This is a genomic window from Cellvibrio sp. BR, from assembly GCF_000263355.1.
Taxonomy (GTDB): domain Bacteria; phylum Pseudomonadota; class Gammaproteobacteria; order Pseudomonadales; family Cellvibrionaceae; genus Cellvibrio.
In genome coordinates this window covers 1,091,788-1,117,878 of sequence record NZ_JH668200.1, presented here as the reverse complement: position 1 = coordinate 1,117,878, position 26,091 = coordinate 1,091,788, and the positions used below count along the sequence as shown (strand labels likewise).

At 48.9% G+C, this 26,091-nt stretch carries 24 protein-coding genes; 4 read left to right on the top strand and 20 right to left on the bottom strand.

Going from position 1 to position 26,091, the window contains the following annotated elements:
* Positions 1 to 4: 4 nt before the first annotated feature.
* The 14 genes from O59_RS04630 to O59_RS04565 all read right to left on the bottom strand — a co-directional run bounded on the left by O59_RS04630 (position 5) and on the right by O59_RS04565 (position 16,814).
* Complete coding sequence (locus tag O59_RS04630; RefSeq protein ID WP_007639999.1) at positions 5 to 1,072, bottom strand: adenosine deaminase; 1,068 nt, start codon at positions 1,070 to 1,072, stop codon at positions 5 to 7.
* A complete protein-coding gene (locus O59_RS04625) occupies positions 1,069 to 2,325 on the bottom strand; it encodes an alanine--glyoxylate aminotransferase family protein (protein WP_007639997.1) in 1,257 nt (418 codons plus the stop codon). Before O59_RS04625 ends, O59_RS04630 begins: the two co-directional genes overlap by 4 nt.
* A gap of 82 nt (positions 2,326 to 2,407) precedes the next feature.
* Positions 2,408 to 3,229 carry a sulfite exporter TauE/SafE family protein gene (locus tag O59_RS04620; protein ID WP_007639995.1) on the bottom strand — a complete coding sequence of 274 codons (822 nt, stop codon included), beginning with the start codon at positions 3,227 to 3,229 and terminating at the stop codon, positions 2,408 to 2,410.
* Positions 3,226 to 4,848 (bottom strand): gamma-glutamyltransferase family protein, encoded by a 1,623-nt coding sequence (locus O59_RS04615; RefSeq protein WP_007639994.1) that lies wholly within the window; start codon positions 4,846 to 4,848, stop codon positions 3,226 to 3,228. The genes O59_RS04620 and O59_RS04615 overlap by 4 nt, the downstream gene beginning before the upstream one ends.
* Positions 4,845 to 6,038, bottom strand: coding sequence for an amidase (locus tag O59_RS04610; RefSeq protein WP_007639992.1), 1,194 nt, complete (start codon positions 6,036 to 6,038; stop codon positions 4,845 to 4,847). Before O59_RS04610 ends, O59_RS04615 begins: the two co-directional genes overlap by 4 nt.
* 171 nt (positions 6,039 to 6,209) lie before the next feature.
* Positions 6,210 to 7,325, bottom strand: coding sequence for a purine nucleoside permease (locus O59_RS04605; RefSeq protein WP_007639991.1), 1,116 nt, complete (start codon positions 7,323 to 7,325; stop codon positions 6,210 to 6,212).
* A 29-nt stretch (positions 7,326 to 7,354) separates the two neighbouring features.
* A complete protein-coding gene (locus O59_RS04600; protein ID WP_157152452.1) occupies positions 7,355 to 8,656 on the bottom strand; it encodes a tetratricopeptide repeat protein in 1,302 nt (433 codons plus the stop codon).
* A 48-nt stretch (positions 8,657 to 8,704) separates the two neighbouring features.
* Positions 8,705 to 9,337, bottom strand: a complete 633-nt coding sequence (locus O59_RS04595) for an energy transducer TonB (protein WP_007639988.1) — start codon at positions 9,335 to 9,337, stop codon at positions 8,705 to 8,707.
* Complete coding sequence (locus O59_RS04590; protein ID WP_007639985.1) at positions 9,337 to 9,744, bottom strand: biopolymer transporter ExbD; 408 nt, start codon at positions 9,742 to 9,744, stop codon at positions 9,337 to 9,339. Before O59_RS04590 ends, O59_RS04595 begins: the two co-directional genes overlap by 1 nt.
* 28 nt (positions 9,745 to 9,772) lie before the next feature.
* Complete coding sequence (locus tag O59_RS04585) at positions 9,773 to 10,288, bottom strand: MotA/TolQ/ExbB proton channel family protein (protein ID WP_007639983.1); 516 nt, start codon at positions 10,286 to 10,288, stop codon at positions 9,773 to 9,775.
* Positions 10,289 to 10,305: 17 nt separating this feature from the next.
* Positions 10,306 to 11,775, bottom strand: a complete 1,470-nt coding sequence (locus tag O59_RS04580) for a MotA/TolQ/ExbB proton channel family protein (RefSeq protein WP_007639981.1) — start codon at positions 11,773 to 11,775, stop codon at positions 10,306 to 10,308.
* Between the two features lie 12 nt (positions 11,776 to 11,787).
* Positions 11,788 to 12,543 carry a DUF3450 domain-containing protein gene (locus O59_RS04575; RefSeq protein ID WP_007639979.1) on the bottom strand — a complete coding sequence of 252 codons (756 nt, stop codon included), beginning with the start codon at positions 12,541 to 12,543 and terminating at the stop codon, positions 11,788 to 11,790.
* Between the two features lie 51 nt (positions 12,544 to 12,594).
* A complete protein-coding gene (locus O59_RS04570; protein ID WP_007639977.1) occupies positions 12,595 to 15,036 on the bottom strand; it encodes a TonB-dependent siderophore receptor in 2,442 nt (813 codons plus the stop codon).
* 278 nt (positions 15,037 to 15,314) lie between these two features.
* Positions 15,315 to 16,814: an adenosine deaminase gene (locus tag O59_RS04565; protein WP_157152451.1), complete on the bottom strand. Its 1,500-nt coding sequence runs from the start codon at positions 16,812 to 16,814 to the stop codon at positions 15,315 to 15,317.
* A 314-nt stretch (positions 16,815 to 17,128) separates the two neighbouring features.
* On the opposite strand from O59_RS04565, the gene puuE reads away from it, so the two are divergent.
* The 3 genes from puuE to O59_RS04550 are packed head-to-tail and all read left to right on the top strand — an operon-like array spanning position 17,129 to position 19,746.
* Entirely contained in the window at positions 17,129 to 18,073 is a 945-nt protein-coding gene (gene puuE, locus O59_RS04560) for an allantoinase PuuE (protein ID WP_007639966.1), read from the top strand.
* 1 nt (position 18,074) lies between these two features.
* Positions 18,075 to 18,860 (top strand): lipoprotein, encoded by a 786-nt coding sequence (locus O59_RS04555; protein ID WP_007639964.1) that lies wholly within the window; start codon positions 18,075 to 18,077, stop codon positions 18,858 to 18,860.
* Between the two features lie 22 nt (positions 18,861 to 18,882).
* A complete protein-coding gene (locus tag O59_RS04550) occupies positions 18,883 to 19,746 on the top strand; it encodes a 5'-nucleotidase, lipoprotein e(P4) family (protein WP_007639961.1) in 864 nt (287 codons plus the stop codon).
* Positions 19,747 to 19,873: 127 nt separating this feature from the next.
* On the opposite strand, the gene O59_RS04545 is transcribed toward O59_RS04550, so the two are convergent.
* The 6 genes from O59_RS04545 to O59_RS04520 form a co-directional block, all read right to left on the bottom strand.
* The gene (locus O59_RS04545) at positions 19,874 to 20,164 is read right to left on the bottom strand and encodes an immunity protein Tsi6 family protein (protein WP_007639959.1); all 291 of its coding nucleotides are present in this window, start codon (positions 20,162 to 20,164) and stop codon (positions 19,874 to 19,876) included.
* Positions 20,165 to 20,443: 279 nt separating this feature from the next.
* Positions 20,444 to 20,923 carry a hypothetical protein gene (locus tag O59_RS04540; protein ID WP_040391178.1) on the bottom strand — a complete coding sequence of 160 codons (480 nt, stop codon included), beginning with the start codon at positions 20,921 to 20,923 and terminating at the stop codon, positions 20,444 to 20,446.
* A gap of 151 nt (positions 20,924 to 21,074) precedes the next feature.
* Complete coding sequence (locus O59_RS04535) at positions 21,075 to 21,434, bottom strand: hypothetical protein (RefSeq protein ID WP_007639954.1); 360 nt, start codon at positions 21,432 to 21,434, stop codon at positions 21,075 to 21,077.
* Between the two features lies 1 nt (position 21,435).
* Positions 21,436 to 22,662, bottom strand: coding sequence for a TNT domain-containing protein (locus tag O59_RS20895; RefSeq protein WP_007639953.1), 1,227 nt, complete (start codon positions 22,660 to 22,662; stop codon positions 21,436 to 21,438).
* Positions 22,663 to 22,781: 119 nt separating this feature from the next.
* Complete coding sequence (locus O59_RS04525) at positions 22,782 to 23,822, bottom strand: hypothetical protein (protein ID WP_007639951.1); 1,041 nt, start codon at positions 23,820 to 23,822, stop codon at positions 22,782 to 22,784.
* A complete protein-coding gene (locus tag O59_RS04520) occupies positions 23,822 to 24,700 on the bottom strand; it encodes a PhnD/SsuA/transferrin family substrate-binding protein (protein WP_007639949.1) in 879 nt (292 codons plus the stop codon). The genes O59_RS04525 and O59_RS04520 overlap by 1 nt, the downstream gene beginning before the upstream one ends.
* A 527-nt stretch (positions 24,701 to 25,227) precedes the next feature.
* On the opposite strand from O59_RS04520, the gene O59_RS04515 reads away from it, so the two are divergent.
* The gene (locus O59_RS04515) at positions 25,228 to 26,085 is read left to right on the top strand and encodes a S1/P1 nuclease (RefSeq protein ID WP_040391514.1); all 858 of its coding nucleotides are present in this window, start codon (positions 25,228 to 25,230) and stop codon (positions 26,083 to 26,085) included.
* The last annotated feature ends 6 nt before the right edge of the window (positions 26,086 to 26,091 follow it).

Genomic DNA, 26,091 nt, shown 5'->3' with positions numbered 1-26,091 from the left:
TTTCTTAATTAAAATTATTTACATAATTTTTTAACTGATCAATAAACTCCTGCTTTTCAATATCGCCAATAAAACTCGACGTGAAACTATTGTGTGCGAGCAACAACGCCTGCTTGCGTGTTAACGGAAACGCGTCGGCCAATGCAAAATAATTGTCGTTGAGGTAACCACCAAAATAGGTGGGATCGTCGGAATTAATCATTACGCGCAGGCCAGCGTCCATGAGTGAGAATAAATTATGCTCGGCCATTTTTTCGTAAACACATAAACGCACATTGGAGAGTGGGCATACGGTGAGTGGGATTTGGGTTTCGCGCAGGTATTCCATGAGTTTTGGATCTTCATCGGCGCGCACACCGTGGTCGATGCGTTCCACTTTTAACAGCTCAATTGCCTCCCAAATGTAACTCGGTGGGCCTTCTTCACCGGCGTGGGCGACAACGCGATAACCTTCAGCGCGCGCGCGGGCGAATACTTCAGTAAATTTGCTTGGGGGATGGCCGAGTTCGGAGCTGTCCAAACCGACGGCGATAATTTTGTCTTTCCAGGGTAGCGATTCTTCCAGGGTTTTCATCGCGCTTTCAGCGCTTAAATGCCGCAGAAAATCCATGACCAATTTTGAGCTGATACCCAGTTTTGTTTTGGCATCATCCATCGCGCGCAAAATGCCGCTAATAACCGTATCAAACGCGATACCGCGATCAGTATGGGTTTGCGGGTCAAACGACAATTCGGTGTGCAGAATATTATCGGCCTTGCACTTGGTAAAATAATCCCACGCAAGGTCGTAAAAATCTTGCTCGTGTTTGAGTACCGAGGCGCCCTGGTATAACAAATCCAAAAAGCTTTGCAGATTGGTGAACTGATAGGCAGCTTCAATGTCTTCCACGCTGTTGTAGGGCAACTTCACCTGATTGCGCTGGGCGAGGTTAAACATCATCGCCGGAGATAAAGCACCGTCGAGATGCATATGCAATTCTGCTTTGGGCAAGCCCGCCAAAAACTCACGCGACGCAAGTTCTTCAAGTTTAGGTAGCCCGGAAAAATCCGTGGCGATTACCGATGGAATCATTGTTGCTCTCCTTCATAAATAGTCATCGCCGTATCCACACCCGCATTGGCGGTTTGCGAATGGCCCGCGCGACGCAACACCGCTTCAAGAGCACTCAGTGTTTGCAACACCGCATCTTTACGTGCGTTGTAACCCATAGTGCCGATGCGCCAGATCTTGCCGTGCAGCGGGCCAAATGATGTGCCGATTTCAATTCCAAAATCGTTAAGCATACTGCTGCGTACGGCTTCACCGGCCACACCTTCGGGAATATAAACGCCGACCACGTTGTGCATTTTGTTGGTTTGATCGCCGAACAATTTTAAATTCATCGCCGCCAAACCCTGTGCCATTGCCTTACCGTGAATACGGTGGCGCTCGATGGCATTTTCAACACCTTCTTCCAATAAAATACGTGCGCATTCACGGGCGCCATACAACATAGTGGTCGCTTCGGTGTGATGATTAAGGCGCTCTTCGCCCCAGTAATCCATGATCATGCCGAGATCAAAATAATTGGAGGCGATGCGCCGACCGCTGCCTTCGACATGATTTTCGGTACGAATACCGGCTTCGATATGGCGGCGTTTGCGAATCGTTGCAACCGCTTTTTCGCTCAAGGTAATTGGCGCGCTGCCTGAAGGCCCGCACAAACATTTTTGCAAACCAACGGAAACCGCATCCAGTTGCCACTTATCCGTTTCAAACGGATTGCCACCGATAGAGGCCGTGCCATCGGAATAAAATAATACGCCGTGGCGCGCACAAATTTCGCCGAGATAATCCAGCGGTTGCAGCATGGTGGTGGAAGTATCGCCCTGCACTATCGCGAGCATTTTGGGCTGCACATTTTTAATCGCCGTTTCGATTTCGTCGGGCGTAAATACTTCGCCCCACTCTTTGTGAATTTTGTGTACCTCGGCGCCGCAGCGCTCGGCAATTTCACACAGCAAATGCCCAAAGCGACCAAACACTGGAACTAAAATTTTATCGCCCGGCTCCAGCAGTGAAATTAATACGGCTTCAATACCGGCGCGCGAGGTGCCATCAACTAATAGTGTCCACTGATTTTTGGTTTTAAATACACCGCGATACAGCGCCATGGTTTCATTCATGCATTGCGTCATAGCTGGATCATATTGGCCGACAAGTTGCGCTGACATAGCGCGCAGTACCCGCGGATCAACAGTGATTGGCCCCGGCCCCATTAATAAACGCGGCGGTGGTGAAAAAGGTCGCAGAAGCGATGGACTAACACTGTACAGATCGGACATTTAACAACTCCTGACGGCTTCTAACAACGACAAAAAAACACGAACTCATTGCGAACAAAACACATTGGAAATTTTTGTTTGATCAAGCAAACACCTGCATCAACATACGCCCGCCGCTGATGCATAAAAAAATCGCGAACACACGCTTCAACATCACGGCATCCAACTTGGAACCAATCCAGGCACCAACCGGTGCGAGCAATACGGTGAGCGGCACAATCAATAAAAATCCTGGCAAGTTCACCATGCCAATCATGCCTTGTGGTGCGTCTGCTGGAGTCTCAGCAAGCAACATCGCAGCTGCGCCAGGAATTGAAATTAACAAACCGAAACAGGATGCGGTGCCCACCGCGCGGTGCGGCGGATAATTACAGGAGGTGAGCAGTGGTACACCGATGGTGCCGCCACCGACTCCCATCATTACCGAAAAAAATCCGGTGGTACTTGCCATGAAACCTTGCCCCGCCATTCCGGGTAATTGCTGGGCGATGGGCGCGGCTTTTGCGCGGAACAACATATTGGCAGCAACCAATAAAGCGACCACGCCAAAAATTGCGCTGGTCACTTCGCCTTTTACTTTGAGTGCAAAAGCGCTGCCGGCGATAACACCGGCAACCATAAATGGCCACCAACGTTTGAGTAGCGCCCAATCCACATTGCCGCGTTTGTGATGCGCGCGCAGTGAGGAAATGCTGGTGGGCACAATCACTAACAGCGACGTGGCCGTTGCAACCAACATGGCAGTTGCCGGGCTAATACCGAGCGACTGCAATACAAAAAACAACACCGGCACAATCACAATACCGCCGCCCACACCGAGCAGACCGGCGAGAATTCCTGCAAAAGCACCGGTCAGCACCATCGCGATCATGGTGGGCAGCCATTGGCTTAAAAATTCATTCATTGTGCGCGCTCCTGCATGGTGGCAACGACATTGCCAACCACACCCACGCCGTCGCTGCGCGGGTCGCTGGCCGCAATGGCATTGCCATCGCCGAGACTGACAACAGCACCGGCGTGCCCCATGATTTCACTGCGCGCGGGAACGGCTTTGAGCGCGTGACCGCGTTCACGCAAATTGTTACCGAGTAAATCCACTAAATCCTGCTCCATTTTTAAATCGTGATTGTTGTCGCCCCAGGTGCGCCCCAGTAACCAGCGGCCGCGACTGATGGCATCGTCGAGTGCGCGCCCATCGTACAGATAGCGACTCAATAATGCCGCTTGTGTTTGCGGTTGGCCTTCGCCACCCATGGTGCCGTAGCTAATACGGCGGCCATCATTTAACAGTGCAAATGCGGGGTTGAGCGTGTGAAAAGGTTTGTAGCCAGGCGCGAGCGCATTGCGATGCCCCGCCTCCAAACTAAAACCCACACCGCGATTGTTCCATACCAACCCGGTACCGGGCACAACTACACCCGAACCAAATTCCCAATAAATACTTTGGATAAAACTGACCATGGTGCCGCTGCTGTCCACGCAGCCCATCCACACGGTATCACCCGGTTCGGCGACTTGCGGCCAAGGCAAGGCGCGCTCGGTGATGACCGCCGCGAGTTGGTCGATATGTGCATCATCCAGCAAATCATTCCAGCGTTCGCTCAAGCGGCGCGGGTCGGCGACTTCGCGGTCGCGCACTAAAAATGCGAGTTTGGTGGCTTCAATCAAACCGTGTACCCGTGCCGCTTCGTCCCATTCGGGTTTAAACAGGCGATCATAAATCGCCAGAATCAGCAGCGAGGCCACACCCTGGGTCGGCGCAGGCAGGTTAAAACACTGACCAAAGCGGGTTTGCACCGAGAGCGGTTTTACCTCTTGCGCGCGATAGTGTTGTAAGTCAGATAACCGCAACGGGCTACCGAGTTGTTCGAGTTGTGTGGCGATATGCGCAGCCAGTTCGCCGCAATAAGCCGAATCCAAACCCTGTGTCGCAAGGGTGTTTAGCGTGGCCGCCAAGTCGGGGTTGGTGAGGATTTCGCCTTCAACCAGCGGGCGGCCCTTGGGCATAAATACCCGCTGGTATTCCGCTTGTTCGGCCATTTCCGCCTGCACTTTGCGGCTGGCAGCCGCGAGGCTGTGAGTGACCAGAACACCGTCGCGAGCGAGTTGAATCGCTGGCGTTAGCAAACGACTTAACGGCAATTGGGTAGATGATTCAGCGGCAATATCGCGCGCCTTTTGCCAACCGGCCAAGGTGCCGCCCATGGTCACGGTGGCGAGTGCACCACGGCTGGGAATTTGCTTAAAACCTTGGCTGTGGTACCAATCGATACTCGCCAACTGCGCTGCGCAGCCGCAGGCATCTATGGCGCGCGGCGCGGCGCCGGGTTTGTGGATCAACCAAAAACCATCGCCCGCCAAACTATTCATATGCGGGTAAAGCACGGTGATCGCAGCAGCGGCTGCGATCATCGCATCCACCGCACTGCCACCTTCCCGCAATACCGTCAAGCCGATGTCGGCGGCCTGTTTATGTGGGGCGCTAAAGGCGATGGCGTGCGGCACCTTGGAATCCGGGATCATGAGCTGGCTCCACACAAATCAAGCGCCAGCTGCAGCAGGGCTTTGTCATCGCCGCGTCGGCCTAACAGCGATACACCGTAGGGCGCGCCCTGCTCATCGCGCAAAACGGGTAAATGCACTTGCGGCAATCCAGCCAAACCGGCAGGTGCGGTCAGGCCCATTAATTGGCTGCGATAGCTGTCCATCCATTGGCTGTCGGCACCCAACAGCGGCGCGGGGCCGGGGGTGGTGGGCAGCAGGATGAGATCAACATCGGTAAACCAGCCTTCAATATCCGCCTGTAAACTCGCGCGCTCTGTTTCTGCTGCGGTTTGATCGGCGTCAGTGAGCGTCGCACACCATTGAAAACGGGTGTGAATATCGGGCGCAAAAGTGGGCTGGTTGGCAGTAATCCACTCGCCGTGGGTTTGCCAAATCGCCCGGCCTTGCAGGGTGCGAAAACACTGACTGGCGCGCGTCAGCCAATCGCTATTAAGCAGTATGGGTTTGACCGCAGGTAACAGCGTTTGCTGTTTTAACCAGGCTTGATGCTCAGGGCTCCAGAGCACACCGTTTTGCAGCGGCAGCAACAGCGCCGCACGCAGGGATCTATGGGGGAAGCGCGGCGCAAGCTCGGCAGGCAGCAATACCTCGCCCACTTGCGCCAGGGTTTCAGCATCGCGGGTGAGCCAGCCCACTGTGTCAAACAGCGGCGCGAGCGGCACCATCTGCTCACTACTAATCAAACCATGACTGGTGCGAATACCAAACAAGCCGTTGTAGCTGGCGGGCACCCGAATGGAGCCGCCGGTATCGGTACCTAACCCTATATCGATATCGCCCGCGGCAACCGCCACCGCTGAACCGCTCGATGAACCACCGGGCAGGCACTCGGGACAGGCGGGATTTATCGGCGCGCCGTAATGGATATTCAAACCGTTAAGGCTGTAAGCAAGCTCATCGGTTTGGGTTTTGCCGACCAGTTCTGTGCCCGCGTTCAGCAGCTGCGTCACCACCGGCGATGTCTGCTCCGGTGTAGGGTGACTGGCTAGCCAGTCGGGATTTCCCGCCGCCGTGGGTAGCCCGGCGATGTGGAATAAATCTTTCACGCCCAGCCGCAGCCCGGCCAGCCTGCCGGATTCTGCGCAGGGATTGGGTTTGGTATTAGGATAGTGACCGCGCCATGCAAAGACGCGTTGATCGAGCGACATGAATGTGAAGCCTTTGAAAGCAGATTACTTGATTGGCAAGTCAGGCTCGCGCTACTACCTCTGAGACACGCCGTGAATACATCCTTGTAGGCTCATCGTCGACATCCATGTCTCCGATGGTCTCAGAGGTAGCAGCGCAAGCCTTCCGGAAATTGAGCGCTTAACAACACACTATTTCAAATCCGCCGGTGTAGGCACTTTGTCTTTGTAGGTTTCCCAATTACCCAAAATCTTGTCCATTACGGCAGTTCCTACAATATAGGCGGATTCGAGCGATGCATCTAACCCAGCATAGCCTTCATTTTCGGCGAGTAAATTTTCTGCCGCCGTAACACCCGGTGGAGGCATGGTGTAGTTACTGCCGGTGCGCAATACCAGCACGCGGTTTTTATCGGCCTTGCCAATATTGTGTAAATAAGTCAGCGACAAATAAGTACCGGTATCTTCCATCGCGGACGTCACAAATTCACCTTTGCCTTCGGTCCAATAATCCGTCCACTTATTGGCCCAGGTATTCATAATTTCACCGTGCCAAAAAGTCATGGCCGCGAGCTGATCGCCTTTCAATACAAAGGGTTTACGCTGCGCGTTGGGGTGATTGGTATAGAGTGCGCGGGTCGCTTCCAAACTTTCGATATCGGGTAATTCAATATCTTTGGTCAACTGAAATGCCCACTCGGTTAAGTCGGGATTCAAGCGCAACATCTCGCCCGTTGGTTCAGGTTTTTTCGGGTCATACGGTTTGCTGGTGTAACGGGCAAAATAACCTGTCTCCCAATCCGCCGGAATTTCGCGCGCGTCAATTTCATGGGCGAGGTCGCCATCCACCAAATATTCAGCCCAAACCGCTGAACCGATGGAAGCATCTTCCGGGTCAATACCGGCAATACCCGCCACCAACCAATAGGCTTGGCTGAAATCAAAACGTGGGTCCATACCTAACGCCATAGTCGCGGCGGTGGAATGTGCAGTGCCAATACCGGTAACTATGCCCATCACTCCGGTTTCCATATTCATATAAATATCGTGATAGGAATTGGGAAATTCAAATTTGGTATCCAGCTTTTGGCGCTCTTTCCACAACTGGAATTCACCGGCTTTATCGCCGCTGTCCTCACCAATTTCAAACATAGTGATGACCACAAATTTCACCGGAATAGGCGCCGGTGCCTGCACACTGGCTTGCACTGGTGTCGCTGCGGATTCGGTCGCGGGTTTATTGCAGCCCGTGAATGCAGCAACTGATAAAAACATCGCCGATAACAAAAAACCTGTACGCATTTTCATAAATAATTCATCTCGATAAAAATAAAAATTTAACCTTCAGTTTCCTGGCTGCGTTTGATCCAATTGTGTTGGCGACGCAAATCTTCCGCGTATTTCAACCAGGAGCCCGCCTGTTTTTCGGTATAGGCATAGGCGCGCGCTTTTTTAAACGCATCAAAACCCTGATCAAATTGGGTTTGTTCGGTCATCACAATGCCCAGAATTAACCATGCCTTACCCGGCTCTTTGACGTTGCTTTGCAGCGCTTTGCGCAGGGCTTGTTCGGCAGGTTTCCATTTGGCTTGATCGACATAAATATTGGCGATGCGCACATAGGGGTCGCCACTGCCGGTAATTTTTGCCAGCTCTTCAAACGCTGCAATAGCCGGTGTATTTTCCCGTGCGGCGATCCAGGCGTTAGCCAACAAATCCACATATGTTTCGTTGCGCGGCACCGCATTTTTTTGCAGCGCGGCATCCAACAAACGCGCACCAACTTCCGGCACGCCTTGAGTCACAGACAATTGCACCAGCGAGCGAATAGACGATTCTTTTTGCAATACGCCCAACTTCCACGCCAACTGCAAACTGGCCAGGCCATTTAATTCTTTGCCCTGCATCACGTACACACTGGCCAACTGCTCCCAGTAATCCGGTTTTTGCGGCCAAGTTTTAATTGCGGTTTGCAAAGCCTCTGCTGCTTGGTTGTAATCTTTTAATTCAAAACTGCAGGCGATATACAGTTGATACCAGCTTTCGCGCGGCTCCTTACCACTGGCAACACCTGCGGCGATGGCTTGTTTTACATAGGGAATGGCCTGTTGGTATTTTTCCGTTTGCGCAAAAATATTGGCCATAAAAATAGCTTGCTCGGGAGTTGGCGCGGCGATGGTTTTAAACCACTCCTCGGCAAACACTAAAGCCTCGTCATATTTTTCCTGCGCGGCGTAGAGTTGCGCCACCATATAACCCACGTTGTATTTCACATTTTCCGGCAACATATTTAACGCGAGGCTGCGCTTTAAATAATCGATAGCCGGCGCGTAATTATTGCGCCCCATTTCGGTGTAGCCGAGCATTTGCAACACCAGCGCTTCATCAATAGAACCCTGCTCAACTTCGGCGTGCAGCGTTTTCAGTGCATTAAATGCCTCGGTAGATTTGTTGGCGGCAATCTGCTCTTGAATACTGGTGAGCTGTTTAAAGGTGGAGGCACTCACGGAGGTTGATGCACTCCAACTATTCGCCGCAAACACAACGCCCAGCATCAGCGCACTGAATTTTGTCGTGCGCCACAATCGCTTTTTGAATGAATGGGTTGCGGGATTAGCTAACGAATTGTTTTTTGCCATGATCGACACCTGTTTATTTATCGCGTGTTATTCATCACACGGGAACCGCTATTGATTCAATTTAAAATCAATGGTCTGGCGCGCACGTTGCGCCTCGGGTTTACCATTCACAATTTTCGGGCGGAATTTCCAGCGCTGCATGGCTTGAATGGCGGCCTGATCAAATAAGCGCGGCGGGTTGGATTCAAGCACTTGCACATCGGCCACTGTGCCGTCGGGGCGAATGGTTACCGCCATGGTCACCTTGCCTTCCAGCTTCGCTTGCTTGGCCCGCTGTGGATACGCAGGCGGTACCCGCACCACCGGAATCACATCGGTATCAAAACCGGACATGCCATCACCGGCGGCAAGGGTGCCGAGAAATGGCCCCGAACCGCCGCTGACTTGCGTACCGATTTTGGGCATATCCATACTCAAATTGGTATTGTTGGCCATCATCTGATTACTCAGGTCAGGCACATCCGGCGGTGTTTCTGGCGGCGGTGGTGGCTCCGGCAAACGGCGATCTTTGGTATTCACATCGTCGTTGCTGGTATCCACGCGCACAAAATTTAAATAGGTGTGATTTTTATCCGGCTCGGCAAACATGCCGTCTGTCGCGATCAATGCCTGCATGGCGACAAACACCAGCAGCCCAAGCACTACGGCTGCCACCAGGCTGAAGCTGTATTTCGCAAGCATTAGTCATTCTCCGACGCAACCGAAACCGATGTCGCACCGGCGAGGCGCGCCTGATCCATAACATCAATCAAGGTGTGAGTATTGGAATCCTGATCGGCCACAATAATGACGGATGCACCGGGGTTTTCAGCGAGGGATTTTTCCACGTTGGCGCGAATCGCACGCTTATCAATTTGACGTTTATCCATAAAAATTTGATTCGCGGCTGTAATGCCAATTTGAATTGCATTGGATTCAGTAACCACCGAGGTTTCCGCCTGCGGCCGTGTGACATCCACGCCCGATTCTTTCACAAACGTAGAGGTAACGATAAAAAAAATCAGCATGATAAACACCACGTCAAGCATGGGTGTTAAATCGATTTGCGCTTCATCTTCTTCATTCATTAAAAAACGATTGTCACTCATAAAATTCTCACTTGTCTAAAGGCGACCGTTAATGAAACAGTGGCATTGCCGCCGCGTTTTCGCGCAGCTCGCGCTGGTAGCGGCGATTTAATTCGGTCATAAAAGGAATGCCCACGAGTGACAGCACCATACCGGCCATGGTGGGAATAGTGGCCGCACTCACACCATTGGCCATCGCGCGCGGGTTGCCTGAGCCGAGGTAAGCCATGACTTCAAATACCTGAATCATGCCAGTGACCGTGCCGAGCAAACCCATCATCGGCAAGAGTGCAATCAACGCGGGAATTAATTTCATGTTGCGCAACATTAAACAATCCAACTCCGACAACAATTGTTTGCGCTGCTGCTCGGCAAACCAGGAGGATTTATCGCTGCGCGCTTGCCATGCCGCGCGATTGCGCGCGCGGAAGGCCGGGTATTCACGCAGGTAAAACCAGTAGCGCTCAATAATCAGAAAAAACAACCAAAAACTGATGAACATAATTGCCCAGAGCACATTGCCGCCGGTGTTGAGAAAATCACCGAGAGATGTAACTAATTCCATGACGGCGTACCTCCGCGTTAGGCTTTGGACTGGGCAATATCAACCGCTTTTTCAGCGATCATGCCCGACGCTTGTTCACCAATCACTTTGCTGAGTTGTTGCGCGCGGCTGCTGAGCATATTGCTCGATAACAACAGCGGAATCGCCACCACCAAACCTTGCACCGTGGTCACCAGCGCTTGCGAAATACCACCGGCCATGAGTTTTGGATCGCCTGCACCAAAGAGTGTGATCGCCTGGAAGGTGCCGATCATCCCGGTCACAGTTCCCAACAATCCCATCAGCGGTGCAATCGCGGCGAGCACTTTAATGGTGGACAACCCTTTGCGCAGTTCAGCCAAATCTTTGAAAATAACTTCATCGAGTTTTTTGCTGAGCACATCCAAATCTTTAAGGTGTTTGTTTTCGTAGTAAGCCAGCATCATCCGCCCCAAGGGATTGTCATTGGCCGCATGATCCATATCTTTCAATTGTTTTTTCATCAGTGCCGATACTCGGCCCAATTTGATCATGCGTTCAAGCACCACCAGCAGCCCGATAAAACCCAGCGCAATAATGGCGTAACCCACTTCTTGCCCCTGATCAACACGCTCCATAAAACTGGGCGATTGCACCAGCAAGCCGAGCAGCGCACCGCGCGATGGATCGAGCGCAAAACCTACCGATATATCGCCGGATGCCTCACTCAAATCGGCGGCTGTTGCGCGAATTGCACCGCTGGGTTGGCGCGCCAGTTCAACCAGTTGTTGACTATCGGCCACGTAATTTAAATATTTGTCGTCGGCAACAATATTGAATGTACCTACACGGGTTACCGGCGCGGTATAAGCTTCGCCATCAGGTTTTATCACGGTGGTTTCAAAACGGCTCACCGATCCCGACAGGGAAATTTCCTGCAGCATCAAACTCCACAGTTGTTGCATTTGGGTGATGGTGGGAACTTCTTTGGTTTCTGCGAGGGATTCCAGCAGCGCAATACGCTCCGGATGTTCTACCGAAATTACCGAGTCAAATAACATCTGTTGGGTGTCGCCCGCCATTTGACGAAATACGCCAAATAATTCACCCAGATTGCCGGTGCGTTTATCCAATTGGGTGGACAACTCTGCCAGCTGGGTTTCGTTAGCATCAAACACCAATTGCATTTCAGCGCGCAATTTTTCTTGCGCTGCCAATTTGCCTTGCACCTCTGCCAACATCGCCTGCTGTTCGCCGGCGGCCGCGCGGAAACGCTGCTCGCGCTCGGTATTGTGCGTGGCCTCGGCAGTGACTTCTTTGTTGATTTGTTGATACAGGTCTTGCAATGAATTAGCGGTTTGCGCCTGGGCACTGATACTGGTGGTCAGCGCAACAACACCTGCCGCTATGCCAATGCTAACCAGCGCATTGGCAAGTATATTTTTCAGCGATACACTTTTTACAAAAGCGCTTTTCATAAAAATGCTTTTCATTAAAAAGCGTGGAGCAAATTTCAAAGTAGGTTTCATAAACGGAATTCCTTACTTGGCAGGCACATTAACGGGGAGCGTTAACAACTCAGGCGGTGTTTGTTTGCGCGCAATACGCAAACCATCGCGAACTGCAGTGCGATAACTGGCGTCAAGCATTTCCCAGGAGCCGCGTTTGCCATTCCAAAAACCGCTCTCGCTGCCGTCCAGTGTTTGGTAATACAAGCCCACGCGACCCACACGTAAAAAATCCACACTGCGCGCCGCATTGTTTACCACTAATTCACCGCGATAAGCTTCAATCGTGCGGCCGTATTCCACTTCCACCAAATAGGCTTCCATAATGCGGCGATATTTTTCACCGGCGGTGACATCGGCGCGATCAATCAGCGTTTGCAAATTAGCCACGCGCTCTTTGCGTTCATCTTTTAAAAACGGCACATCGGCTTCCACCAAATCGGTGAGCGTTTTGGTCATTTTTAACATCAGCGGCAAGGCACCGGTTTCGATGGTGTCAATTTCACTCGTCTGCCGCTGAATGCTGGAAATTTCATTTTTTTGTGAGGCGATTAGTTTTTCCATTTGCTGGTTGTAAATGGTCAAACTTTCCAAACGCTGGGAGGCAGTGCGATAGGTTTGCAATGCATCTACCGTTTGATCGGCGAGTTTGTCGATGCGCTGCTGACTGGCAGCCGCATTTTTATCAATTGTTTCCTGCTTTTGCAGGCTGTCTTCAACGGCAAAAGCCGGATGCGCGAGCAGGGTAACCGCCATCAGTGCAGCGCCCAGGGGTTTACGCAAAACCATAATCAACCTCAATCAAATTGCGGGGCTCATACGAGCCCCCTGTAACATGAATTAAAACTTGAAGGATGCAGACGCAACAAAGTGACGCGGCAATTCCGGCAGAACGATGGTGCCACCAAACAGATCAGGGAAGTTCGCGCGGAAGTAGCGCTCATCCGTCAGGTTTTTACCTTGCAGGCTGAATTTCCACGCATCTACATCAAAACTAATACCGGCGTTAAGCAAGGTGTAAGACGGCAATTTCACCCCTTTGGAGAAACCGGAATAGGTGGCGTCGGCATGCACCGTACTCGCTGTTACACGCACACCATTTCCAAAGTCATAGGCACCGGTCAGGCTGTACATGTTTTCCGGAATACCGGATTTGGTTGCATCGTCTTCATTGCCCACCAGCGTTAAACCTTGCATCACATAACCGTAAAACAGTGATGGATCGGTTACGCCGGTTAAATCACCTGCGCCCATAAACCCGAACTGGGTACCGTTTTCCAAGGCGGTGAGGTTAGTGATTTCCAAGTGAGTCATAGCGGCGGTCAGCGTGAAATTACTGGTCACCAAAAAGCGCGCTTCCAACTCATAACCTTCGGATTGCGTAGTGCTGTTACTCACCTGATCTTGCGCGCTGTAATTAGTGCGGATCTGATCAAAATAGGCAGCGGCGACATACAAACGGTCATCAAAGAAACTGCCTTTAACACCTACTTCTTCCAGCTCGGAATCAGCCAGGGCATTGCCGGCCGCCAAACCATTGTCAAGCGTAATCAAGCCGGGAGAAATTTCTGAACCCTGTCCCATCACGATGGTGGTTTGTGTTGATTTGGTGATGTAAGGCGTAAAACCAAAATCAGTTTTGTAGGAGAGACTTGCCGTCCAGGAACCACCTTCGTCTTTATCCTCACCCACTACATCGGCAGTCGCGCCGCGAATTTTTTCAGCAACGGTGGTGGATTCCATATCCAACAAGTCATAGCGCGCGCCCAGCAATACGCTGAGTTTTTCTGCAACGGTATAGTCCGCCAAAAACGCCATACCGTAGTCGGTGTAATCGCCCACTAAATAGTTGGAATAATCCGAATCGGTTACAGTTGCCAATAATTTGCGATCAATACCATTGGAGGGTTTGGTCAAATCGCGACGGTCAAAATATTCGTAGTTGAAATCATCACCCTGTTTAAAATCGGTGTAGCGAATACTGGGCGATACTTGATAGCTGCCTTTTAACCAATCGGTGTGTTCAGTGTTGAAGGCAAAAATTAATTGATCTTCAAACGCGTAGCTGTCGACAAACTGTGAAAAGCCATACGCATTTTCATTAATGTTTTCGAGGGATTCATAAAACATTTTGTTGGTGATGCTGAAGCTGTCGCTAACATCGTGGATCAGATCGAAATACAGGGTTTGTACCGTAGTCACCAACTGGTCTTCCGGTGCCACCATGGTTTGGCTGCCACTCAACTTGGTCGTGCCTGGGTTCAGCAGTGCCCACTGGGGCGCCATGCTCGCATCGGTTGCAGAAGAACCGGGTACAAAAAAGTTACTGTAATTTGCAAAACTATCTTTCCACACATCAAATTCCGCGGGCGAGTTATAGCCATCGCCGTCGGTATCCACTGAGGCGGGCGAACCGGTGATGTAGGTACCGTTATCAATCAGGTCTTGCGTCAAACGGTTCCAACCTGCCACTTGGTTGCCGTCGTATTCGTGATACATACCGCCAAATTCCACGCGGGTTTTATCGCTCAAATCCATGTTGAATGACGCTTGTAAAATATTTTGGTCAGTGGCGGAGTTTTCATAATAACTGCCGGAATTTTCGGTTTCGGCGTAAACGTAATAACCGAGTTTTTTATCGCCAATTTCTGCTGGGCCACCCACTTCGGCGGTGAGCACATTTTTGTCCCAGGTGCCGCGGGTGATAGAAATTTCGCCCGCCGGTTTATCCAAATACTGACCGGTTTCTGCACGCGCTGACTTGGGTTCAAAGTTGAGGAAGCCACCAATTTTTGAAGGGCCATAAATCGGTGATGCGGGGCCGCGCACAATATCGATACGGTCAGTGGCGCCAATTGGCGTTGGGTAGTTACCAGGGTTGTTCACACGACGCACACCACGGAAATAGACTTCACCGGGAGTACCGCGTACATCCAGTGAACCTGCCACACCAAAAAAAGATTGGGTAAATGCACCGGGGGAAATTAATACCAGATCATCAATATCGTTGATGCTGAAATTTTCCATCATATCCGCGCTCACCGAAGTGACGCCGCGCGGTGTTTCCAAAATCGTTTTACCAAAACCGAATACCGACTTAACCGGCTCGGTGGACATCACACCCATGGTGTCTTCTACCTGGCCTTCGGCGGTGTAGGTTTCCAACTCCACTACTTCATCTTTTTTAGCCTCTTGCGCCAACACAGCAGGAGCAGCCACAACGCAGCCAAGGCTGATCAGTAACGCGAGTTGTTTCGGTTTGAATCGTTTGTGCATGATCATGAGGGAACACTCCAAGGGTCTAATAATGATTGCCTGAAACACAAACCAGATTTAGCAAGCGCTGTGCCATTTCCTGTCCGATTGGTTACATTTTTGATTAAAATGATTTATATCCTTACTAATCAACTAGTTATGAATCATAAAAACCGGTTCACTTGCTCATTAATCGATGAATACCAATTTAAACAGCGAACCACAGGAAAAATAACGATCACTGATGAAGCAAAAACACGCGCCATGCACCAAGCAAAAAAGCCAACTTGGTGCACAGCAAAAATTTAACGCCAATCACATAACGCATAGCGTTTGCAGGTGAAGCCGTAGGAGACAGGAGCCGCCGCCGTTAAGCTGGCAATACCCTTGGAGCGGAATTGTTTTTCAAAACGGGCGGCCCGGGTGTTATAGGTGTTGAGCAGTTGCTGTTTGATATCCTCTTCCACAAAACTGTATTGCAATGAATTGCGACTGAGTAATAACAACTCCTCCCAGGACAAATTAAATTCCTTTACCGCCACAAAAAATTCGTCGGTAATATTGGAGTCCCACATGCCGCGATCATCGGTGGAGAGCGCAACGGGAATGCCCAAGCGCAAATATTCAGGGAAAGGATGTTGTGAATAATCGCTCACGTATTCGAGCAATAAATTGGAAATTAAATTAATTTCGATCAGGTAGGGGCCGTGGCGCATTTCGCGCAACAAATCTTTGTCGGTAATTAAATTCACACCGTGACCAATACGATCAGCGCCAAGCATCAGCGTATCGCGAATATGGTAGTTGGGTTCGTCCACTTCGCCAGCGTGTACCGACAAACGCACATTGTTGTATTTGTGGCGCAGCTCGCGCAGGGTTTGGGTAAAACGCAGTGGGTAGCCCTTGTCATTGTCCTCGCGCCCCACCATGTTCACCGCCACATACAAATCACGGTGGCGCGACACTATGTCGTACGAGGCGCGCAACTGGTCTTCTGCACTCGGTACAAAGCGCAAAATGGAATCCTGAAAACGCACGGTAACACCGGTTTTTTTCGCATCGGCCTGGGCTAAACGCTGACGAAATATAGCCACGGCTTCATCTTCGGTGAAGGCCGTGCCATCCGGTTTAAAATAACCACCCGCCTCTACCATCGCCTCCAAATAAATTAAACCTTCGTTGCCAAAGGCTTGCATATTTTTATACAGCACTTCCGCGATTAAATAGGGGCTGTGTAACAACTGATCCAATCGCTGCCAATGGGTTTGAAAAAATTCATCGCGCCCTTCGTGTTCGTGATTGAGCATTACACTTTGCACCCAGGCAGCTTTTTCTTTTTCGTCCAGCTCTTCCAGGCGTTTGTATTCCGCTTTTTCACACTCCGGCAATTGCTGGTAAGACGCCTCGGTTAAATTATTAAACAACATTAAATAAGGGCGACGCACAAATTCATTGTTGCCAAAATCGCGGCAATTATTGATGCGCACTTTGGTATAAAAACGATAACCGTGTACTTTTTGCGACAGCGCCAGGTCGTACCACCAATCCGACAATACCGCGCCGCTAATATGATTGTGCAGGTCACCACCTTTGGGCATGGCATATAAAAAACGGTATAACTCTTTATCCGTTGCCGTGGATTTAAATTGTTCAAACCAGTGATCTTTGGTAATCACCCGATCACTGGCGGGGCTACTGACCAGCGCATGGGCATTCAGGCTAGTCAGCCCGGCAAGTGCAATAAGCGCAGCAAACGCAAGGTCGCGGCCTGCACCACAAAGGCTATTCATAGGAAGCAATTGCATAAGCGAGTTCTCTAACAGTTCGGGGGGTTGATATAAAGAAAGGAAGCCATCCCCCTGCCCAATGCAATTGTGATACCAGCCAGCGGCATTTGGCGCCAGCACAAGACAGCCCTGTCATTCCCCCCGCAAATAACCTGTCCGATTGGACAGGTTATGCTTTTATCTGGTGCATGCCATTGCGGATTTGCCCAGTAATATTGCGGCCTGCACCGGAATCACAGCGTAAAACCTAAGGCTGGACGATGGCACAGAATTTGATACAGCCGCTCAAGGCCCAACTGAGGAATGCATCATTCAACCTGTGGAATTTTGTTATGCCCAATACCACTGACACCCGTCCCTACCCGCGCGACCTGCTTGGTTATGGCCGCAACCCACCACCCGCCAACTGGCCGGGCGGTGCGCGTATTGCGGTGCAATTTGTGCTGAATTACGAAGAGGGCGCGGAGAATTGTGTGCTGCACGGCGATGCCGCATCGGAAACTTTTTTGTCCGAAATTATTGGCGCGCGCGCCTTTGAAGCGCGTCATATGAGTATGGAATCACTGTATGAATACGGCAGCCGCGCGGGGTTTTGGCGACTGCACCGTTTGTTTAATAAATATCAATTACCGGTGACAGTGTACGGCGTGGCCATGGCACTGGAACGCAACCCCGATGTGGTAGAAGCCATGCTCGAATCCGATTGGGAAATTGCCAGCCACGGCTACCGCTGGATTGATCATCAATTTATGCCAGAGGAAATTGAACGCGAACATATTCGCACCGCGATTGACATCCACACCCGCGTCACCGGTTCGCGCCCTCTCGGTTGGTATACCGGGCGCGACAGCCCCAACACGCGAAAATTGGTCATTGAACAAGGCGGATTTTTATATGATTCGGATTCCTACGCCGATGACCTGCCCTATTGGACGCAGGAATATGCGCAGATCAATAACGGCAAGCCGCATTTAATTATTCCCTACACCCTGGACAGCAACGATATGCGCTTCGCGGCGGCGCAGGGTTTTAATTGCGGCGAGCAATTTTTTACTTACCTCAAAGACAGTTTTGATGCGCTCTATGCCGAGGGTGAATTTGCCCCCAAGATGTTAAATATTGGTTTGCACTGCCGCATTATTGGCCGGCCCGGGCGCATTCAAGCGCTGGAAAAATTTATCCAGTATGTGTTGCAACACAACGATGTATGGGTCTGTCGGCGCGATGCAATTGCACGCCACTGGCACGAACATCACTACCCGGCAGGAGCTGCATAATATGGCGCCGCGCCCGCAGCTCTCTCACAGCCACAACCATAAACACAGCAACTATTTTTTTTCACGTTTTTTATTATTGATCTGTTTGCTGCTGATCTTTATCGGCCTGCTCAGCATTAGCCAAACCTTGCAGGCGCAAAGCTGTAAATTACCGGATCACGCCGCCACCGATTACGACTTTGACATGGCGACCGATAGCTTCGGCCCCAACCCCGACGCCAGCACTGACTATTACAAAATGGCGGTGAACTGGTCAGAAGATTACTGCAAGCGTATTAACATCAATCTCGCTACCGAAACCGACCCCAGCAAATTGGAAAAATTACAGCGGGATAATGAGTTCCAATGTTTTTCCAAGCAGAATTTTGGCTGGGTATTACACGGCGTTTGGGCTTCCTCCTGCGATGGAAAAAGTCTGGGGCGTTGTACGGATTTAAAAGAAATAAAAAAACATCCGCGCTTTTGTGCTGGCGATTTACCGGTACTGCCCTACGCCGACATTGAACCCTATTTATGTATGTCGCCGAGCGCTGCACTGCTACAAGCGGAGTGGGAAAAACACGGCGCCTGTGATTTCAACTCTGCCACCGCTTATTTTGAAAAATCCCAACAGCTGTTTACCGCATTGCGCTACCCACCACGCAACATGAGCCACAAGCAACTCGATCGCTGGATGAAACAAAACAACCCGCCGCTTGCCAACAAACGTCTGTTGTATCGCGGCAGTGAAATGTATATCTGCTACAACACAAACTTTGAATTAATCAGCTGCCCACGGCGCAATTGAACAACCAGATCACGAGACTTTTATGTTTACTAATTCATTAAAAACCTTGTTTAAAACCAGCTTATTAACCAGTGCCTGTTGCTTGAGCGCGTGCAGCTCCATGGAACCCGGTAATAGTGCGCAAGCGCAACCCACTTATGAACGATTAAACGCCGTCCTGTGGATGCAAACCTCCGCTGAATATTATGCGCTCACCCAAAGTGCTTACACCCAAGCCACTAGCATGGTAGACAAAGCCTTGGCAGACAAACACTGGAGCGCCGCGCAAGAACAAAGCGGTGACTACAGCAAATTGCCACCCGCGATTATTTTGGATATTGATGAAACTGTATTGGACAACCTGCCGTTTCAAGCACAACTCATTAAAGACAACGCCCCCTTCACGCAAGAAGCATGGGACAAATGGACCAAACTTGCTGCCGCTGAACCACTGCCGGGTGCGAAAGCATTTTTGGATTATGCCAGCACAAAGGGAATTACTATTTTTTATGTCACCAATCGCGATGCAAGCCAGGAAGAAGATACGCGCGCAAACCTGCGGCAACAAAATTTGCCCCTGCGCGATGACATTGATGTGGTGCTCACCCGCAATGAAAATCGCTGGAGTTCATCCGATAAGGGCGCACGCCGCCATTACGTCAGTCAGGATTTTAGAATTATTGCGCTGGTGGGCGATGACTTTGGCGATTTTGTTTCAGGCGCAAAAGGCACCGCCGAAACCCGCGTAGAACTGGCAAAAAATAGTGCGGCAGCTTGGGGCAGCAAATGGTTTTTAATTCCCAACCCGGTTTACGGTTCCTGGGAAGCCGCACTGTTTAATCACGATTACACTACGCCGGTTAATGAAGTCACTGGGTTGAAATTTAAAAAATTACAGGGGTTTTAAGATTATTAAAAATCTAACAACTAAATCAAAAAATCTCTTCATATAAATATGAAGAGATTAGGTATGCTTCTGTGGCTTAACTCTGAAATGATAAAAATCCCAAAAATGAATCGAATGAAGCAGTTGGCTATGATTTATAGGCTTCGGGGTAAAGCTCTTTATCTACCTCAATCAAATATTTTTTTAATTCCAGTTCGTCGGGAGATGCAAACTCTCTTGAAGAAATTATTCCGTAAGTGAATGATTTTCCTTCTGGGAGCGAGCTACGAGGATTTTTTCCTTGTTTGGCACAACTGGCAATAAAGTTAAGCTGAGCCAATATTGATTGAATAGAAGGATCATTTGTATTTATGATCTTTTGATTAGTAAATTTATCTATAGCTTGAAGCGCTGCTCTTTCAACATTCAAAAGATTCATTTCATATCCACTTCATATTTATACTAAAAATATTTTTTTCATCATTCATTAACAACTGAATACCAGTCTATTACACATGTAAATATTCAAATATTAGTGGAAAAACTTCATGAGTAACATAATGCAAAAAACGTGCGATTTTGGTGACCAGAGCAGGGGAAGTCGGTGAGGATATTTTAGTAAAATGGATACCTCAGAAGACCTAGACTAATTAGCTGAATCAGTTTCTAAAACTGATAACAGGCCCGACAGTCAATTACCTTCGGGCCTCCTATTGATTTATATAGTTTCCCCATCCTGCAAGAATTTAAGTAGAGCCATATCATCAATCGGACCGGTAATGCTTTCTTTAAGTATTGATCCTGATCGCCAAAGCCGCTCCAATGTCTTATAAAGATTATCACTCATAGTACTTGTTATTTTCCACTCGGAAAAATACCTTTCCTTAAGAGCAGGATCAATAAAATCCATAAATGACTCTCTAATACCATCCATATCTTTACTCAAACCACGAAAATTTCCAGCTGCAGCACTAATACCTGAATAATCCCCCTGTTTTGCTTCAGCAATTGAAGTCTTCATATTATTTTTCATATTCAAAAAGTTAGGGATTACTTTTAACTTCCATAAGTGAATATCAGAAGTCACGTTTGAGTACTCCGAATGACTTACCGGTTTTTCAAGAATTTTTTCATAAGCCTCAAATGCCAGTATTCCTGCACTAATAAACTCAATAAAATGTTTTGAATACGCATTCATATAATCAACCGAAGAGAACATTCTTAACAGTAATTTCTCTCTAAGTTTTGAATCTATTTTACACATAAGGCCAATTGGTTAATTTTTGAGTCAACTTTACAGGCGAGCTAAATGCAACATATATTTGCGTTCGACCACCCTCAGATAGCACTTAAACTTTCAAATATCCTTCAAGAAAAATCTGGAATCTTGCTGGCTGAAATTCACCACAAGAAAAAATAAAAATATATTTCCCGCTTTCCTCTATTGAGATATGACCATACAACCTTAACCCTTTCTTTCTTCCCTTGAATATTTTCTCTCCGTCAAATTCAATTACACCAAAATTTAATTCGGACTGTATATTTAATGACTCATCATGAGAGATAATTTTCTCAAGTTTTGAAAAGTCAAACAAATCCGGAAAACTCAACTTAACTGATGTAACATCGGCAGTAAAAACCATTTCAATATCATTAGCCTCAAGGCTATCACCGTCATAAATTTTTTCATTTAATTTTTCAAACTTCATATCACACTTCCTTTAAGTAACCCTTACTCACCAAATCTTCAATAGTTAACGGCGTTTCTAATTGCGTGCCAAGACCAGCCTGATTAAACCAAGGAATAGCTTTTCCTGCATTAACTTTTGGAATGGGCTTAACCACCGTATATGACTTCATGGTTTTACTTTTAGTATCCGGGGGTAGCGCTCTGTTTTCAAATGGCTCACCTTTATAAGAAACAAAGGTACCAAAATCACGAAACTGGCCAGTATTCCTATCTATAAATCCGCCATAACGATCAATCTGAGTATCTATTTGTAAAGTTATCTCTGACGTACTTATTGCACCTCGATTGGGAGGCCAACCGCCATTGAGATTGTTATCGTTAAATAATGCTTCTAACTCATTCCATTGTTCTTTAGTGTACATCGCATACGCTTGCTCAGATAGCGCATTTCTAACTTCGAATTCTTCTACCGTACTACAAAACTCATCGTATGTAGCTTTCTTTGTTTCATCCTCATCCGATATCACATCACTATTTTTTTCTTTGGATTCAACAGTTGGACTAACCATATTCTGAGTAGGCGTTTCAATTTCCTCTGGATTCCGCGTACCCTCCGGTGCCAAAGGCACTGGCCTATCCGCTGCAGTGGCAGGGAGGAATTCTGCTGCTTTTGCTGGTGGTGCTTTTGGTGGCAAAGGAATTTTATAGGCAAGTAACTCACCCGTCGCGAACAAGTGCAAAGCGTCGGCTAGAGGATTTTGTTTTTGATTAGTGTTGTACAGGTTTTCACTGTTTAAATACGCTAAAAATAGCTGACTACTGATGCCCAACTGATTGAATAATTGCTGAGCAGCATCCGTAGTGTTAATCACCTCGGGTATTAGATCAGTAGCAATGTGCGGATTAGGGCCTTTAATGATACACAAGCCAAATCCATTTTTACCCTTTAATGCACCCGCTGCGGCCAATGTAGGTAACTTATAGATCGCTAGGTCGCCACGCAAAATACATTGGGCAACCGCTTGATATACCTCTCCCGGATGGCTGCTATGGAAATTAGCGCTATGATGGGTGCGATTGAGAATTTGCATCCACTGCTGCAGTGTGACCGGTAACCTGGCAACAAAACGAAAGGTTGAATAGGAATCACTGGAGTAGCGTTTTGCTGAAGATGTGCGAGGAGACCTGGTGCGGGCTGTCAGCTCATAAGACTGGCCGCTCTGGTCTTTAATAACGAGATTTATCACTATGGCATCCCTGTGGTAATTATCTTGATGAAAATTGAAAACGCAGTGTAAGGATTTTATTCAGTATGTCCATAACCGAAGCGCGGCTTATCCTCAAACTGTGAAAATAGTCAATTCCATTATTTCCCTTTAATTTCCCAATCACCCGCAGCCAGTTTCACCAAAGCAAAATTATGCATTTTTGAACGCGAGCCCTCGCCCAGTGCCTTGGGTGGATAAAACGCGGCTTTGGCCTCAGGGTAATCAATCAATAATTCATCCAATGCCGCGCGAATTTCGCTCAGGGTTTTTTCCAGATTGGTATCAAAATCCGGGCGCTTACGAATGGTGTGCCCCAGTGCTACCAGCCGCATAAAATATTGATTGGCAAGGTGCAGTAATTCATCGGGTAAAATTGCGTGTTGGCATAGGCGCACACGGGGGTTTTGCTGACAGTAATTTAGCAATGCGGCATAAAAACACAGCGGTTTATTGGCCAGCTCTACTTTGTAATCCGTGTCGCGCAGTGCAATACATTTATTTTCCAAATCCAATACCAGTGCGATATGTTGGCTAGCGCCGGGCGCAAGTGTCGCAGCAATTGCTAGCGGTTTACGCTGCAAATAGGGCGATAAAAAGAACACCAGCAGCACAGCGAAAAATAAGGGATATACCGAAATAGTTTGCCACAGACTGGGTTCGCAAATGCCCAGTTTTAAACTGATCACTTGTCCCGGCAGTTGCAACTGCCGCTCTACAAAACGGTGTGAATGCGACGCCTGACCCGACAAGTTCATCTCTGACTCAAAGCGCAACTGGGCATCAAACTGCTGCAAGCTGCTGACCCGCACCGATAAATTCTGCGCGACTAATAGTGCATTTAGTTTTTCTAAATAGGCGTGTACTTGCGCCGGGTTGCCGGCCATGTTCAACGCGGGATTGGGCAGCGAAAGCCGCGGCAGATCCAGTGACACACGATTTTCCACCGCGAGGATACTGCGTTCCAGATTGAATTCTCGCTGCAGCGAGGAACCAAAAAAATAAGCTAATTGCAGCGCAACAAAACTACCTACCAATAACAACAGATGGGCGTAGCTGAGCGTATTTTTTAATGCCCCCAGCTGCGGCCGTTTGAAGCGCGGCAATTTCATACCCAAGGCATTGAGATATAAACTTTGCATTAACGTTTCACCAGCGGCTGTGGGCAACCTTCCGCGTAACTGAGTTCACCAAAATAGGTGGACTGTTGTTGCTGTGCGAGGTTACCCAAGGTGGTTTGCAGGGCGCAGAATAGATCCGTATTGCGCCCATTCATTTTTAAATACCAACTGCTGCCGCGAATATCGCTGTCGCCGATGGCTTGAATATAATTTTCTGAAAATTGTTCGCCGTCTTCTTCTGACCAATAGCTGGCAATCATATCTACCTTGCCGCTGGCGAGTAATTCACGCAGGCCGGTGTGATTGTGGCTGTACACAATGGATATTTGATCCTCGCGTAAATCCAACTCGCGAAATAAATGCATGGGAATAATATGCCCGGAGCGACTGGACGGATAATCCAATAAACCTATGCGCCGACCGAGTAAATACTCGCGGGTTAACAAGGGTTTTTCATGGCGACCAATTAAATAGGCTTGATATTGTGAATAGCTGGCAAGACGTTTATAGCCGTGGGTATTTTCCGCATCAAACGCCTGCACAATATTGTCTTTGGTATTCACTAAATCGCCGATGCCTTTACCGATAAAAGTGATATCGGAAACATCGCCCGTACCCCAATAGGCCTGCACCTGTTGATACTGCCGCTGCACTACCGGATCACCGCACAATAAATTGGCGAGATTGCGTGCGACGCTTTCTGTGTTCATATACACAGTTAATTTTTCTACCGCGGAATTGTTGCCCGCCGCGCAGGTGTAGCTGTCTTCAATCAAACTCGGCAAATGATAATTAAGCGGTGACTGACTATTTTTGCCCAGCAGCCACATAGCCAATACCGCTATAAAAAATAGCGTGAATGGCAAACTTATCGGTGCAAAAATTTTTAAGTCATTCATGTGCGTATTCTTATCAGCCCCTGAAAGAAAATTGCAAAAATCGTACCCTTAATACAGAAACGCCTGTGTGTTTGATAAAACTTGTCTATTAACCGCAAATAGCGTGATTTTTTCTCTTGGTTCAGTGTTAAACCACCTGTTTTTCTGCTTTTTTCCGTAGAGAAAAAACTCTGGCTGAAAAGACAAGTATTAATTGACCACTGCAATAGTGCGCTTCAGCCAGTGCATGCACCAAAGCAGACCAAAGTGGCGACCGGTCAGCGAAAAATCTCGCGACTGCGCGCTCTTATCCAACTCGAATTTTCCTCTCCAGCTCGCACTAACAGCGCACCCGCAACCCATAAACCTTCACATAAACCTGCTTTATTGGTTTGGATAAGCTTATTTATTCACCATAACTAATTGATGTTAAAGATTTATTAACCAGTAACTTTGAATTGCGACAAATGCTTTCTCGCGCACACGGCAATTTGGATGATAGGCCAACACATCTGTTATTGACCTTGTTTGAATTGCTGGAGTTTGTAATGAAGATCGCCCGATTTGTTTGCGGCCTGCTGTTGGTGACCACCAGTGTGCAGGCACTGGCCTGGGGACAAAATGGCCACCGAATAGTTGGCCAGATAGCCAATGAGCACCTGACCAAAAAAACCCAACAAGCCCTGCTGCCATTATTGGGTGGCGACTTGCTGGCCGAAGTGGGCACCTGGGCCGATGAAATGCGCTCCGACCCCGCCGAGTTTTGGCAAAAAGATTCCACCCGCTGGCACTACATTAATGTGGCCGCCCCCAAAGACTTTGATGCAAGCCACTACCACACACCGCAAACCAAAGAAGAAGTAAAAGATATCTACGGCGGCATTTTGCGCTGCATCGCCGCCCTTAAAGATAAAAACACCCCACTCGCCGAGCGCCAGTTTTACTTGCGCTTTCTGGTGCATTTGGTGGGCGATATTCATCAACCCATGCACACCGGCCACGCGGAAGATCGCGGCGGCAATTTGATAGAGGTGAAATTTTTTGGCAAGCCGACCAATTTGCACTCGCTGTGGGATACCGAGTTGCTGGAATCGCAAAACCTGAGTTTCAGTGAGTTTGCCGCCTTTATTAATACGCAGGACAAACAGCTCATCAAAACCTATTTAACCAGCAGCCCCGCTGACTGGCTCAAAGAATCCATGGCGCTGAGCGAGAGCATCTACCAAAGCGCCGCACCCGCAGCAACCAACACCCTGCCCGAATTCAGCTACGGCTACATCCATCAACAATTACCGGTTGCCGAAGAGCGACTGCTGCAAGCGGGCATTCGCCTCGCCGGTTTGCTCAACAGCATTTTTGACCCCAGAGCCAAGCCGGGCACTGCTGCCCTGGCGGTAAAACCCTAACGCCCT

What these genes read in the sequence shown, in the direction of transcription:
- O59_RS04555 (WP_007639964.1), top strand. Translation starts at nt 18,075, where the DNA reads ATGGCGCCGCGCCCGCAGCTCTCTCACAGCCACAACCATAAACACAGC.
- O59_RS04590 (WP_007639985.1), bottom strand. Translation starts at nt 9,744, where the DNA reads ATGAGTGACAATCGTTTTTTAATGAATGAAGAAGATGAAGCGCAAATC.
- O59_RS04525 (WP_007639951.1), bottom strand. Translation starts at nt 23,822, where the DNA reads ATGCAAAGTTTATATCTCAATGCCTTGGGTATGAAATTGCCGCGCTTC.
- O59_RS04520 (WP_007639949.1), bottom strand. Translation starts at nt 24,700, where the DNA reads ATGAATGACTTAAAAATTTTTGCACCGATAAGTTTGCCATTCACGCTA.
- O59_RS04545 (WP_007639959.1), bottom strand. Translation starts at nt 20,164, where the DNA reads ATGAATCTTTTGAATGTTGAAAGAGCAGCGCTTCAAGCTATAGATAAA.
- O59_RS04535 (WP_007639954.1), bottom strand. Translation starts at nt 21,434, where the DNA reads ATGAAGTTTGAAAAATTAAATGAAAAAATTTATGACGGTGATAGCCTT.
- O59_RS04575 (WP_007639979.1), bottom strand. Translation starts at nt 12,543, where the DNA reads ATGGTTTTGCGTAAACCCCTGGGCGCTGCACTGATGGCGGTTACCCTG.
- O59_RS04600 (WP_157152452.1), bottom strand. Translation starts at nt 8,656, where the DNA reads ATGGCAAAAAACAATTCGTTAGCTAATCCCGCAACCCATTCATTCAAA.
- O59_RS04585 (WP_007639983.1), bottom strand. Translation starts at nt 10,288, where the DNA reads ATGGAATTAGTTACATCTCTCGGTGATTTTCTCAACACCGGCGGCAAT.
- O59_RS04550 (WP_007639961.1), top strand. Translation starts at nt 18,883, where the DNA reads ATGTTTACTAATTCATTAAAAACCTTGTTTAAAACCAGCTTATTAACC.
- O59_RS04515 (WP_040391514.1), top strand. Translation starts at nt 25,228, where the DNA reads ATGAAGATCGCCCGATTTGTTTGCGGCCTGCTGTTGGTGACCACCAGT.
- O59_RS04580 (WP_007639981.1), bottom strand. Translation starts at nt 11,775, where the DNA reads ATGAAACCTACTTTGAAATTTGCTCCACGCTTTTTAATGAAAAGCATT.
- O59_RS04620 (WP_007639995.1), bottom strand. Translation starts at nt 3,229, where the DNA reads ATGAATGAATTTTTAAGCCAATGGCTGCCCACCATGATCGCGATGGTG.
- O59_RS04565 (WP_157152451.1), bottom strand. Translation starts at nt 16,814, where the DNA reads ATGCAATTGCTTCCTATGAATAGCCTTTGTGGTGCAGGCCGCGACCTT.
- O59_RS04630 (WP_007639999.1), bottom strand. Translation starts at nt 1,072, where the DNA reads ATGATTCCATCGGTAATCGCCACGGATTTTTCCGGGCTACCTAAACTT.
- O59_RS04615 (WP_007639994.1), bottom strand. Translation starts at nt 4,848, where the DNA reads ATGATCCCGGATTCCAAGGTGCCGCACGCCATCGCCTTTAGCGCCCCA.
- O59_RS04570 (WP_007639977.1), bottom strand. Translation starts at nt 15,036, where the DNA reads ATGATCATGCACAAACGATTCAAACCGAAACAACTCGCGTTACTGATC.
- O59_RS04540 (WP_040391178.1), bottom strand. Translation starts at nt 20,923, where the DNA reads ATGAATGCGTATTCAAAACATTTTATTGAGTTTATTAGTGCAGGAATA.
- O59_RS04610 (WP_007639992.1), bottom strand. Translation starts at nt 6,038, where the DNA reads ATGTCGCTCGATCAACGCGTCTTTGCATGGCGCGGTCACTATCCTAAT.
- O59_RS04605 (WP_007639991.1), bottom strand. Translation starts at nt 7,325, where the DNA reads ATGAAAATGCGTACAGGTTTTTTGTTATCGGCGATGTTTTTATCAGTT.
- O59_RS04595 (WP_007639988.1), bottom strand. Translation starts at nt 9,337, where the DNA reads ATGCTTGCGAAATACAGCTTCAGCCTGGTGGCAGCCGTAGTGCTTGGG.
- O59_RS04625 (WP_007639997.1), bottom strand. Translation starts at nt 2,325, where the DNA reads ATGTCCGATCTGTACAGTGTTAGTCCATCGCTTCTGCGACCTTTTTCA.
- puuE (WP_007639966.1), top strand. Translation starts at nt 17,129, where the DNA reads ATGCCCAATACCACTGACACCCGTCCCTACCCGCGCGACCTGCTTGGT.